The 12,051-nt window shown below is 60.4% G+C and carries 10 protein-coding genes; 1 reads left to right on the top strand and 9 read right to left on the bottom strand.

Annotated features, from left to right (window positions below; translation table 11 throughout):
- Nucleotides 1-28 precede the first annotated feature (28 nt).
- The 9 genes from KGB21_RS04915 to KGB21_RS04955 form a co-directional block, all read right to left on the bottom strand.
- On the bottom strand, nucleotides 29-847 hold the full coding sequence (locus tag KGB21_RS04915) for a phosphoglycolate phosphatase (RefSeq protein ID WP_034147361.1): 819 nt from the start codon (nucleotides 845-847) through the stop codon (nucleotides 29-31).
- Complete coding sequence (gene rpe, locus KGB21_RS04920) at nucleotides 844-1,518, bottom strand: ribulose-phosphate 3-epimerase (RefSeq protein ID WP_034147362.1); 675 nt, start codon at nucleotides 1,516-1,518, stop codon at nucleotides 844-846. Before rpe ends, KGB21_RS04915 begins: the two co-directional genes overlap by 4 nt.
- A gap of 79 nt (nucleotides 1,519-1,597) precedes the next feature.
- Complete coding sequence (locus tag KGB21_RS04925; protein ID WP_034147363.1) at nucleotides 1,598-2,746, bottom strand: iron-containing alcohol dehydrogenase; 1,149 nt, start codon at nucleotides 2,744-2,746, stop codon at nucleotides 1,598-1,600.
- A gap of 212 nt (nucleotides 2,747-2,958) precedes the next feature.
- A complete protein-coding gene (locus KGB21_RS04930; protein ID WP_008061581.1) occupies nucleotides 2,959-3,783 on the bottom strand; it encodes an ABC transporter permease in 825 nt (274 codons plus the stop codon).
- A 12-nt stretch (nucleotides 3,784-3,795) separates the two neighbouring features.
- Nucleotides 3,796-5,043, bottom strand: a complete 1,248-nt coding sequence (locus KGB21_RS04935; RefSeq protein ID WP_223503990.1) for an ABC transporter permease — start codon at nucleotides 5,041-5,043, stop codon at nucleotides 3,796-3,798.
- A gap of 226 nt (nucleotides 5,044-5,269) precedes the next feature.
- Nucleotides 5,270-6,313, bottom strand: a complete 1,044-nt coding sequence (locus KGB21_RS04940; protein ID WP_223503992.1) for an ABC transporter substrate-binding protein — start codon at nucleotides 6,311-6,313, stop codon at nucleotides 5,270-5,272.
- A 49-nt stretch (nucleotides 6,314-6,362) separates the two neighbouring features.
- The gene (locus KGB21_RS04945; RefSeq protein WP_034147366.1) at nucleotides 6,363-7,487 is read right to left on the bottom strand and encodes an ABC transporter ATP-binding protein; all 1,125 of its coding nucleotides are present in this window, start codon (nucleotides 7,485-7,487) and stop codon (nucleotides 6,363-6,365) included.
- 334 nt (nucleotides 7,488-7,821) lie between these two features.
- Nucleotides 7,822-8,478, bottom strand: a complete 657-nt coding sequence (locus tag KGB21_RS04950) for a response regulator transcription factor (protein WP_172668648.1) — start codon at nucleotides 8,476-8,478, stop codon at nucleotides 7,822-7,824.
- A 72-nt stretch (nucleotides 8,479-8,550) separates the two neighbouring features.
- Nucleotides 8,551-10,944 carry a PAS domain S-box protein gene (locus tag KGB21_RS04955; protein WP_223503994.1) on the bottom strand — a complete coding sequence of 798 codons (2,394 nt, stop codon included), beginning with the start codon at nucleotides 10,942-10,944 and terminating at the stop codon, nucleotides 8,551-8,553.
- Between the two features lie 73 nt (nucleotides 10,945-11,017).
- Here KGB21_RS04955 and KGB21_RS04960 point away from each other — a divergent pair, with 73 nt between their 5' ends.
- Nucleotides 11,018-12,010, top strand: coding sequence for an alpha/beta hydrolase family protein (locus tag KGB21_RS04960; protein WP_223503996.1), 993 nt, complete (start codon nucleotides 11,018-11,020; stop codon nucleotides 12,008-12,010).
- The last annotated feature ends 41 nt before the right edge of the window (nucleotides 12,011-12,051 follow it).

Raw genomic sequence — 12,051 nt, forward strand, 5'->3', positions numbered from 1 at the left:
ACGCGCCGGTTTACCGGCCAGGATCGAGTCAGGCGCGCCAACGCCAACGGGCCAGGGCCTTGATGACTTTCATCCAGAGTTTGCGAGTGACCACCACGATGGAATTTCCAGAAGGGGGTTGAACAGCGTCGGCCAACGTTATCTCAGCGGCCGGGCCCAGGCAACCGCGAATTAACTCGCGCAGATCATCAATCACCAGCGCTGGCGACTCTTCGGCGATCGGACGACCGTGGTTGTAGCCATAACTCAGGGCCACGCACTTGACCCCCGCTGCTTTCGACGCCAGCACATCGCTGCGCGAATCGCCGACGAACAAGGACTGCGACGCCGGGATGTTGGCCATTTTCATCACGAAAAACAGCGCAGCCGGATCGGGTTTTTTCTGCGGCAGGGTGTCGCCACCGATGATCCATTTGAAGTAACGGCCGATCTTCATCTGATCCAGCAACGGCGCGACAAAGCGCTCCGGCTTGTTGGTGATCAGCGCCATTTCCACGCCTTGCTTGTTCAACCACTTGAGGGTGTCGCGCACGCCGGGGTAAACCACCGTCAGCCCGTGACCGGCCGCATAAAAGCCATTGAACAATTCCAGGGCGTGCTCGGCTTCGACCTCATCGACACCCTCGGCGTCGATGTGATTGGCCAACGCCCGGCGCACCAACATGTGTACGCCGTTCCCCACCCACTCACGCACCGATTCGATGCCGGCAGCTGGACGCCCGAGTTTGAGCAGCATGTTATCCACAGCCGCCGCGAGGTCGGGGACCGAATCGATCAACGTGCCATCCAGATCGAACATCACCAGACGCGGCAGACGGCCCGGGAAAAGCTGCTCAAAGCCACTCATGGGCGGGCCAGCGCCAGTTCGGAACGCATCTTCTCGATGACTTCCTGATAATTCGGCGCATTGAAAATCGCCGAACCGGCGACGAAGGTGTCAGCACCTGCCGCCGCGATTTCACGAATGTTGTTCACGTTCACGCCGCCGTCGATTTCCAGGCGGATGTCGCGACCGGAAGCATCGATCAGCGCACGCGCTTCACGCAGTTTGTCGAGGGTGCCGGGGATGAACTTTTGTCCGCCGAAGCCCGGGTTGACGCTCATCAGCAGGATCATGTCGACCTTGTCCATCACGTACTTGAGCACGTCCAGCGGCGTCGCCGGGTTGAACACCAGGCCCGACTTGCAGCCGCCTTCGCGGATCAGTTGCAGGGAACGGTCGACGTGCTGGGTGGCTTCCGGGTGGAAGGTGATGTAGGTCGCGCCGGCTTCGATGAAGTCGCCGACGATGCGATCCACCGGGCTGACCATCAGGTGCGCGTCGATCGGCGCGGTGATGCCGTACTTGCGCAGCGCCGAGCAGACCATCGGGCCGATGGTCAGGTTCGGCACGTAGTGGTTGTCCATGACATCGAAGTGCACGAAGTCGGCGCCAGCGGCCAGGACATTGTCCACTTCTTCGCCCAGGCGGGCGAAGTCGGCGGAGAGAATCGACGGAGCAATTACGAAGGGCTGCATGACGCACCTTTTCTGAGCAGAATCACGATGGCGCGCATTGTAGCCTCATGCTTTGACGCGCGCACTGTGACCGCGATGATCAGTAGGCCGCTCGGTAGATCTTCTCGATATCGATAGCGCTCAGTTTGCGCGGATTATTGCGCATCAGGCGCTCGATACCTGCGGCTTCAACGGCCATGGCCGCAATCGCATCTTCCGGAACGCCGAAACTGCGCAGGCCCGCCGGGATTTCCACCGCCGCGCATAGTTCGGTCATCGCCTCCACGGCCTTATCGGCCGCTTCATTGGCGCTCAGATGAGCGGTCTTCACGCCCATGGCTTCGGCAATATCCTGCATGCGTTCGACGCAAGCCATCTTGTTCCAGGTCATGACATACGGCAGCAGCAAGGCGTTGCTGACGCCGTGGGCAATGTTGAAACGCCCGCCCAGCGGATACGCCAGCGCATGCACCGCGCCAACCCCGGCATTGCCGAACGCCATGCCGGCCATCAGGCTGGCGGTGGCCATGTCTTCGCGGGCCTGCAGGTTGGACGGATTGGCGTAGGCCTTGGGCAGCGCCTTGGCGATCAGCTTGATCGCGCCGATGGCCAGGGAGTCGGTAATCGGTGAGGCATTGACCGACAGATAGGATTCGATGGCATGCACCAAGGCATCGACACCACTGGCGGCGGTGACGCCGCGCGGGCAGGTCAGGGTCATTTGCGGGCTGACCAGCGCAACGTCCGGCAGCAGATAGTCGCTGACGATGCCCTTCTTCAACTGCGCGACCTTGTCGGAAAGGATCGCCACATTGGTCACTTCCGAGCCGGTGCCGGCGGTTGTCGGGATGGCGATCAACGGCGGGCCTTTGCGCGGCACCTGATCGACGCCGAACAAATCCTCCAGCGCGCCGTGATAGCCGGCATACGCCGCAACACTCTTGGCAATGTCGATGGCACTGCCGCCGCCCAGGCCGATCAACCCATCATGACCGCCGTCGCGGTAGACGCGCATGCAGTCCTCGACGATGGCGATTTCCGGGTCGGGCAGCACCCGGTCAAAAATCTCGTAGGTGCGACCACCCAGTTGCGCCAGCGCCAGCTCGACGGTGCCGGATTTGACCAGCGCGGCGTCGGTGACGATCAGTGGGTTGTCGATGTCCAGACGTGTCAGTTCCGCCGCCAGTTGCTCGATGGCCCCGGCGCCGGTGATCAGTTTGTGAGCGATTTTGAAAGAGGAAAGACTCATGTGCGCAGCCTCTTATAGGAGTGGGAGCTGGGCACAATAGTAGCTGGGGATTGGGCGTTGTCTGCTATTCAGGTCATGAATGACCGGTGAGTCCAAACACCCCATACAACAACTGTAGGAGCCGGCTTGCTGGCGATGCGGTGTGTCATTCAACTGATTCATCAGCTGACAGTCCGCTTTCGCCAGCAAGCCGGCTCCTACAAGGGAGTACTTCAGACCTGGGCGGTGCGCAGTTTTTCGCTGCGGCCACGCAGCCATTCCAGGGTCAGCAGCAGGATCACCGAGAAGGCGATCAGCAGCGTCGCGGCGGCGGCGATGGTCGGGCTGAGGTTTTCGCGGATGCCGCTGAACATCTGCCGTGGCAGGGTTGCTTGTTCAGGGCCGGCGAGAAACAGCGTCACCACCACTTCATCGAACGAGGTGGCGAAAGCGAACAGCGCGCCGGAAATCACCCCGGGAGCGATTAATGGCAAGGTCACCCGACGGAACGCCGTCAGCGGCGAAGCACCGAGGCTGGCGGCGGCGCGTACCAGGTTTTGGTTAAACCCTTGCAACGTCGCCGACACGGTGATGATCACGAATGGCACACCCAATACTGCGTGCACCACGATCAGCGAGAAGAAGCTGTTACCCAGGCCCAGCGGCGCGAAGAACAGATAACTGGCGACACCGATGATCACCACTGGAACCACCATCGGCGAAATGACCAGCGCCATCACCAGCGGTTTGCCGGGGAAGTCGCCGCGAGTCAGGCCGATAGCCGCCAACGTGCCGAAGACCATGGCCAGCACTGTGGCCGCCGGGGCGACGATGATGCTGTTCTTCAGGGCGCGCATCCACTCCGCCGAAGCGAAGAAATCGTGATACCACTGCAGCGAGAAACCTTGCAGCGGGTACACCAGGAAGCTGCCAGAGTTGAACGACAGCGGGATGATCACCAGCACCGGCAGGATCAGGAACAACAGAATCAAGCCGCAGAGAATCCGCAAGCTGTAGAACCACACCCGCTCGATGGGCGACATATAAGGACTCAGCATCTCAAACTCCCCTTAGCTCAGGCGCAGGCGGCTCGCGCCTACCAGCCAGCTGTAAATCAGATAAAGCACGACCGTCGCCAGCAACAGCAGACCACCGAGTGCCGTCGCCATGCCCCAGTTGATGCTGGTGTTGGTGTAGAAGGCGACGAAGTAGCTGACCATTTGATCGTTAGGGCTGCCCAGCAGCGCCGGGGTGATGTAGTAGCCGATGGCGAGGATGAACACCAACAGGCAACCGGCGCCGACACCGGCATAGGTCTGCGGGAAGTACACCCGCCAGAAACTGGCGAACGGATGGCAACCAAGGGAAATCGCGGCGCGCATGTAGGTCGGCGAGATGCCTTTCATCACGCTGTAGATCGGCAGGATCATGAACGGCAACAGGATGTGCACCATGGAGATGTAGACGCCGACACGGTTGAACACCAGTTCGATCGGTTTATCGATGATGCCCATGGCCATCAGGCCGCTGTTGATCAGGCCACCTGATTGCAGCAACACGATCCACGCCGCGACACGCACCAGGATCGACGTCCAGAACGGTAGCAGCACCAGGATCATCAGCAGGTTGCTCTGGCGCGACGGCAGATTGGCCAGCAGATAAGCCAGTGGATACGCCAGCAGCAGGCAGATCACGGTGATGACCAGGCCCATCCAGAAGGTACGGGCGAAGATGTCGAGGTAGATCGCCTGGTCCGGGGTGGCCGGGGCGATTTCGCCGAGGTCGTCGATGCGGTGATCGACGGCCGCCAGCAAGTAGTACGGCGTGATGCTGCTGGTATTGCGGCGCACCGCTTGCCAGTAGGCCGGATCGCCCCAGCGCTCGTCGAGACCTTCCAACGCTTCTTTATAAGAGGCCGGTTCAGTGGCGAACGGCAAGGCGCGGGCGGTTTTGGTCAGCAGGCTGCGGTAGCCGGCCAGCTCCATGTTCAGGCGTTTGGACAAATCGCCGAGGGTTTGATTCTTGCGGGCTTCAGCGAGGTCTTCGCTGGCAGCCTTGTAAACAGGTTCGCCGGGCAGGCCCCGGCCGTCCCAACTGGCGATGGCGGACACGGTGCGCGGCATGCCGCCGACCACTTCCGGGTTACCCACGCTTTTGTAGAGCAGCGCCGCGATCGGCACCAGGAACACCAGCAGCAGGAACAGCACCAATGGCGCGATCAAGGCCTGGGCTTTCCAGCGGTTGACCCGCTCGGCGTGCTTGAGCCGCTGCTTCAAGGTGGGGTCAGTGCCCGTGGTCACGGGAACGGCGATAGCCATGGCGTACTCCGGAAATCTTTGATCGTTACAGAGGGCGGCGTACCGCCTCTGTTGTGTTGAAACACCGCAACCTATGGGAGCGGAAACCTGTGGCGAGCGAGCTTGCTCGCGCTGGGCTGCGAAGCGGCCCCAAAATTATGTTGGCAATGCCAATTTTGTGAGTGCTTCGCACTCAAGCGGGAGCAAGCTCCCTCGCCACAAAGTCCGCCTTCAATTGAAGGCTTGGTTATTTCGCAGCCCAGGAATTGAAGCGCTGTTCCAATTGCTCGCCGTTGTCAGCCCAGAAGCTGACGTCGATCTGCACCTGGTTGGCGATGTTTTCCGGGGTGGTCGGCATGTCTTTCAGGACATCCTTGGCCAGCAACGGTACGGCTTGGGTGTTGGCCGGGCCGTAGGCGATGTTTTCCGAGTAAGTCTTCTGCTGCTGTGGCTGTACCGAGAAGGCGATGAATTTCTTCGCCGCTTCGGCGCGCTTGGGGTCCAGGCCTTTTGGAATCGCCCATGCGTCGAAGTCGTAGATGCCGCCGTTCCACACTACTTTCAGGTTGCTTTCTTTCTGCACCGCAGCGATACGGCCGTTGTAGGCCGAGCTCATGACCACGTCACCGGAAGCGAGGTATTGCGGCGGTTGTGCGCCGGCTTCCCACCACTGGATGCTTGGCTTGAGCTCGTCGAGTTTCTTGAATGCGCGGTCCTGACCATCCTTGCTGGCCAGCACTTTGTAGACGTCTTTCGGCGCAACGCCGTCGGCCATCAAGGCGAATTCCAGGGTGTACTTGGCGCCTTTACGCAGGCCACGCTTGCCCGGGAATTGCTTGGTGTCCCAGAAATCCACCCAACTGGTCGGTGCGGTTTTCAGCTTGTCGGCGTTGTAGGCCAGCACCGTCGACCACACGAAGAAGCCCACGCCGCAAGGCTGGATAGCGCCTTTGACGTAGTCCTCGTTCTTGCCGAACAGGGCTGGGTCGAGTTGCTCGAACATGTCTTCGTCGCAACCGCGGGACAGTTCTGGCGATTCAACTTCCACTAGGTCCCAAGACACGCTTTTGGTGTCGACCATGGCTTTGACCTTGGCCATTTCACCGTTGTACTCGCCTGCCACGATCTTGCCGTTGCCTGCCGCTTCCCACGGTGCGTAGAAGGCTTTGACCTGCGCGGCCTTGTTCGCGCCGCCAAAGGACACGACGGTCAGGTCCGGGCCAGCCGCCATTGCGCTGGCCGCCCCTATCATGCCCAGTGCCAGAGCGGTGAATTTCAGGGATCTCAACATTTATTGTTCTCTCCACGTGCAGGGTTGGTGTTGTTGAAGCAGGGGGCGATCAATGCGCCTCTAGAAGTGGGTCGAGCGCGCGAACGTGTTCGACCTGCCAGCCAAGCGGTACCACGTCACCCACCGCCAGCCCGGGATCGAGTTCGGCAATCGGTTGTTTCACGAAGAAGTCGGTCTTGCCACAGACTTCCAGGCGAACCCGGACGTGGTCGCCCAGATAGATGAATTCCGCCACCCTTCCCGAGAAGCGGTTGACGCAGGACTCGCTGGAGCCATTGAGGCTCACGCGTTCCGGACGAATCGACAGGGTGACGGGTTCGCCGGTCTTGCCGACATTCACCGCCAGCGCTTCAACTTTTTCACCACGGCCCAGTTCGACCACGCAGCGGTCGCCGGTCTGGCTGTGCAGACGGCCATTAAGACGGTTGTTCTCGCCGATGAAGTTGGCGACGAAGGTGTTTTTCGGCTCTTCGTAGAGCGTGCGCGGTGGCGCGATCTGCTGGATTTCGCCTTGATGGAATACCGCCACACGGTCGGACATGGTCAGGGCTTCGCCCTGGTCGTGGGTCACGTAGACCACGGTCACGCCCAAACGCTGGTGCAGGTGTTTGATTTCCATCTGCATGTGTTCACGCAGTTGTTTGTCGAGTGCGCCGAGGGGTTCGTCCATCAGCACCAGTTGCGGCTCGAACACCAGCGCTCGGGCCAAGGCCACACGCTGCTGCTGGCCGCCGGACAGTTGTGCCGGGTAACGCTGGGCGAAGGTATCGAGCTGGACCATGCTCAGGACTTTTTTGACCTTGGCGCTGACGTCGCTTTTGTTGAGCCCGCGTACGGTCAGCGGGAACGCCAGGTTTTCGGCGACAGTCATGTGCGGGAACAATGCGTAGTTCTGGAACACCATGCCGATGTCACGCTTGTGCGGCGGCACGTTATTGATGGCTCGACCGGCCAGCAGGATTTCCCCGGCAGTCGGTGTTTCGAAACCGGCGAGCATCATCAGGCTGGTGGTTTTGCCGGAGCCGGACGGTCCGAGCAAGGTAAGGAATTCGCCTTTGCGAATGTCCAGGTTGAGGTCTTTGACGATCAGGTTCTCGCCGTCGTAGCTCTTCTGCACTCCACGAAAGCTGACCAGAACATCATTGGCCCCTGCACTTGAATCGACCTGGCTCATACCCACACCTTTGTTATTGATGACTGCTGTGGACTAAGCCTAGTGGACGCTGCTGACCGCGCAAATCGGGGGGCAAGAGAGAATCGCCTCAGCCGGATGGAAGGTTGGGGGTAGGGATTGCCCTACAAGGATGGCGCGTTTTGGCAAACGCAGCGGCAAGCGGTCGGCTACAAGCCGCAGGCAACGGTAAAAGCGATGGGGCGGGATGTCGTAAATGGATATGGCGTTACGCAATTCCCTGTAGGAGCTGCCGCAGGCTGCAATCTTTTGATCTTGTTTTTCAAAAGCAAAGTCAAAAGATCGCAGCCTGCGGCAGCTCCTATAGGGTGCAGAGTCAGAGAAGTTTGTGTTCCATCGCGTACTTCACCAATTCTGCCAGCGAAGTGATGTTGAGCTTCTGCATCAGCCGCGCCTTGTGGGTGCTGATGGTCTTGCTGCTCAAGGCCAATTGCTGGGCGATGTCGTTGACGTTGGCACCCTGGGCCAGGCGTTCGAACACCGAGAACTCTCGCTCCGAGAGCAACGAATGCAACGGCCGTGAATCGGTCAGGCCGACTTCGAAGACCATGCGGTCGGCCAGGTCCGGATCGATATAGCGCCCGCCCGCCGCCACCCGGCGGATGGCGGTCAGCAACAGCGCCGGATCGCTGTCCTTGGTCGCATAACCCGCCGCGCCGACCTTCAACGCCCGCGCCGCCATTTGTGCTTCGTCGTGCATCGACAACACGAGAATTACCGGTGGATTGTTCAGCGCGCGAATCCGTGGAATCGCCTCAAGGCCATTGACGCCGGGCATGGAGATATCCAGCAGCACCACTTCGCAGGGCACATGCCGCAAGGTCTCGAGCAACTGCTCGCCATTGCTCGCCTCCCCTACCACCAGCAAATCCTTGGCCAGACCGATCAATTGCTTGATGCCTTCGCGGACGATGGTGTGGTCTTCGGCTACCAGTACACGGATCACTTGCCTCTCCTCACTCAATAAATGCATTGATGCCGAAAAGATCGCAGCCTTCGGCAGCTCCTACAGGGGATTCGCGCTCGGTGTAAAAGCTGCGATGTTTTAGCGATCCAGCGGCACTCGCACAATCAGGGTCGTACCCTCCCCCGGCTCACTCTCAAGCGACAACTGCCCGCCCATGATCAACACCCGCTCGCGCATGCCGACCACCCCAAAGGAGGTTGACCTGCCAGCCGTCGGGACAAATCCTACGCCATCATCGCTAATGGTCAGACACAACTCGTCGCCTTCCAGCACCAGTGTCAGTTCGACAGTATGCGCTTGGGCATGCCGCATGACATTGGTCAGTGCTTCTTGAAGGATGCGAAACAGGCCGATCGCCTTGGCATCGCTGAGCACCGGCAAATTGTCCGGCACCTGCACCAGGCAAGGAATCTGCGTGCGCGCTTCGAAGCGGCGGGCCTGCCATTCAATGGCAGAGGCAATCCCGGCATCGAGAATCGGCGGGCGCAATGCCGTCGCCACATCGCGGACCAATTGGAACAGCTGCGCGATCAAGCGCTTCATGCTGTTCAAGCGCTCGTTCAGACCAGGGTCAAGTTGCGCGTAGGCCAATTCGCACATGGACGTTTCCAGCTTTAGCACGGTCAACATCTGACCTAGTTCGTCATGAACTTCCCGGGCGATGCGGGCCTTTTCTTCTTCTCGCACGCTTTCCAGGTGCGCAGACAATTCACGCAACTGCTCCCGCGAACTGGCCAATTCCAGCTCGATGCGCTTGCTCTCGCTGATGTCCCAGACAATGCCGTCCCAGACGTAGGCACCGTCCTCCAATCGACGAGTTATCGCCTTGATTTCCGCCCAGCGTTGTTCGCCCTGGCGCGTCAGGATTCGCCCTTGCCAGAACCAATCGCTATCGGTGTCCAACGCATGATCCTGGGTCCGGTGATAGCTGGCCTTGTCGTCCGGATGCACCAGGCTGCGCAGGCCTTTGTCGCGATGGGCCAGAACGGCCGGCGCATAGCCGACCAGGTTCTCGCTGCCCTCACTGATGTAGGCAAAGTCGATCTGACCTGTCACCGGTGCGCGTTCCAGACGAAAGACCAGGCCGGGCACATTCGCCGCGATCCCTTGCAGCCGTGCCTCACTTTCCTGCAACGCGGCCAGGGCGCGCCGGCGGTCTGTAACGTCGGTGAGGTAAACCACCAGGTATTCGCCATCGCGAAAACGCAGGAAGCTCAGCGAAACATCCGCCGGCAGGATGCTGCCATCGGCGCGCACACAATTGGTTTCGAAACTTTGCGGCGCGTCATCGCTGGCCCTGGCGCTTTTCCACAGGTTCAGCCAACGGTCCATGTGCAGGCCCGGTTCGAAGTCGATCAATGGCCGGTGGATGATCCCGCCCGGTGGATAGCCGAGCATGGTTTCGGCCGCGCGGTTGGCGTAACGCACGTGGCTGTCCCAGTTGACCCAAAGGATGCCGACGGTGCTCTGGTCGATGGAAAACTGTGTAAGGCGCAGGGCCTCCTCGCTGGCGGCGCGCAAGGCAATATCCTCCTGCGCCGCCGCCAATCGGTGTTCGAGGCTGTGCTGCTGACGGCGTTGCCAGAACACGATGGCCATACTGCTCAGCGCCAGCACCAACAACAGCAGGCAAAGGTTTTGCCAGAAACCCGGCGACTCGGTGAGCCGTGGATACTTGGGTTGCAGCCATTGGTTATGCAGTTGCTCCAGGTCCTTGGCCGGGATCGCCCGCAACGCACTTTCGACAATTTCGGCCAGCTCCGGCCGGTCACGCCGAGTCGCCACCCGCAGCAATTGCGGCAAGCCGATATCGCCAACCACCACCAGCCCGGCAAACTCCGGCTCGACCGACAGGCGCCCCAACTGCGCTTCATCGACCACGGCGTAACCGGCCTGCTGACTCAACAACAGTTGCAGCGCCTGACGTTCAATGGGTACGCCCTGGAGGTTCAGGTGTGGGTAGTTGCTGCGCAGGTAATCGGCGGTGGCACTGGGCATGCGCACGGCGACGCGGGTCTGGCTGTCGAGTTTTTCCAGTTCCACTGCACCGGTACTTTTCTGGTCACTGACCACCAGTTGTGGCACACGCATGTACGGATCGGAAAACTGCCAGAGACGCAGGCTACCGGGGGTTTGGGTCATGCCCGGCGCAATGTCGATCTCACCTGCACGCGCAGCGGCTTCCAGTTGTTCAAGGTCGGAAAAGTTACGCCAGTTCAACTCGACCTTGAGCGCCTTGGCCAGCCATTTCATCAGCTCGACGTTGACCCCGGAGAGTCGCTGCAAGCGCCGATCGTATTGCGCATAAGGCGCTTGCAACACCAGCCCGACGCGCAATTCTCCCTGCTGCGCCAGCCATTGCTGTTGCTTGGGCGACAACGTTGCGACGTGCGCCGGGGGCACGACGGCCGCCCAGCCCATCAAGGGAAACCACAAACAGCCGATAACCCACAGGCAGCGAAAACGCATCATCGAACTCTCACACACTGACAAATACTGACCAACCCATTAGGCTGCCGGAATAACTTCTGGCCTGGAATAACCGATGCCCCCTGTCTACCGCCTGGCACTGCCAGCATTGTGCCTGTCGCTGATCCTGCCATGCGCTTTTTCCGTCGAGGCTGCCGACCCGGCGCCTGCCGCCACAGAAAAAGCCGCCGAAGAAAAACCAATCGAACGCCAGCCGCTGCCTGAGCGTAGTCAGGAAGAAGCGACTGCACTCGAACGAAAAATACCGGCCAATGAACAGCAACAACTGCAAACAGGCAGCGACACCTTCCTGGCCTTGTGGAAACCGGCCAATACCGCCGAACCCCAAGGTGCGGTGATTATCATCCCCGGCGCCGGCGAAACCGTTGACTGGCCGCAAGCAATCGGCCCGCTGCGGCGCAATTTGCCGGACGCCCAATGGAGCAGCCTGAGTATCACCTTGCCGGACGTGCAAAGCGACGCCATTGCGCCCCGCGTCGTCGAAGCTCCACCCGCGCCCAAAACACCGGACGCCGGCAGCAAGGACTCAACCACCGCCGCCCCCATCGAGCAAGCAGCCGGCGGTGAAGCGGACGTAGCTGACAAGGCCATCGCTGAAACCAGCGAAGAACAGAGCAAGGTCGACGCCGAGCGCATTTTCGCCCGCATCGACGCAGCCATTGCATTCGCCGAACAGCAAAGCGCTCGCAGTATTGTGGTGTTGGGGCATGGCACTGGCGCCTACTGGGCCGCGCGCTATTTGAGTGAAAAGCAGACATCGCAGGTCGAACGGTTTGTCATGGTCGCGGCGCAGACACCGGTTAAGGCCAAGCCCGAATTGGATGAACTGACGCCCACTCTGAAGCTGCCTGTTGCAGACATTTTCTACATGGACAAACCACTGGATCGCAACGCGGCGCTGGCCCGCTTGCAGGCCAGCAAACGCTTGAAGGCTTCGGCGTTCAGCCAGGTTTCGCTCAAGGCGTTACCGGGAAATTCCAAAGCCCAGCAGGAACAGCTGGTTCGGCGGGTGCGGGGTTGGTTGAATCCGCAGAATGCGGCGAACTGACAGACCGCGTTGCCCCATCGCTGGCAAGCCAGCTCCCACAG

It is taken from the genome of Pseudomonas sp. GL-RE-29 (assembly GCF_019947275.1).
Taxonomy (GTDB): Bacteria; Pseudomonadota; Gammaproteobacteria; order Pseudomonadales; family Pseudomonadaceae; genus Aquipseudomonas; species Aquipseudomonas fluorescens_A.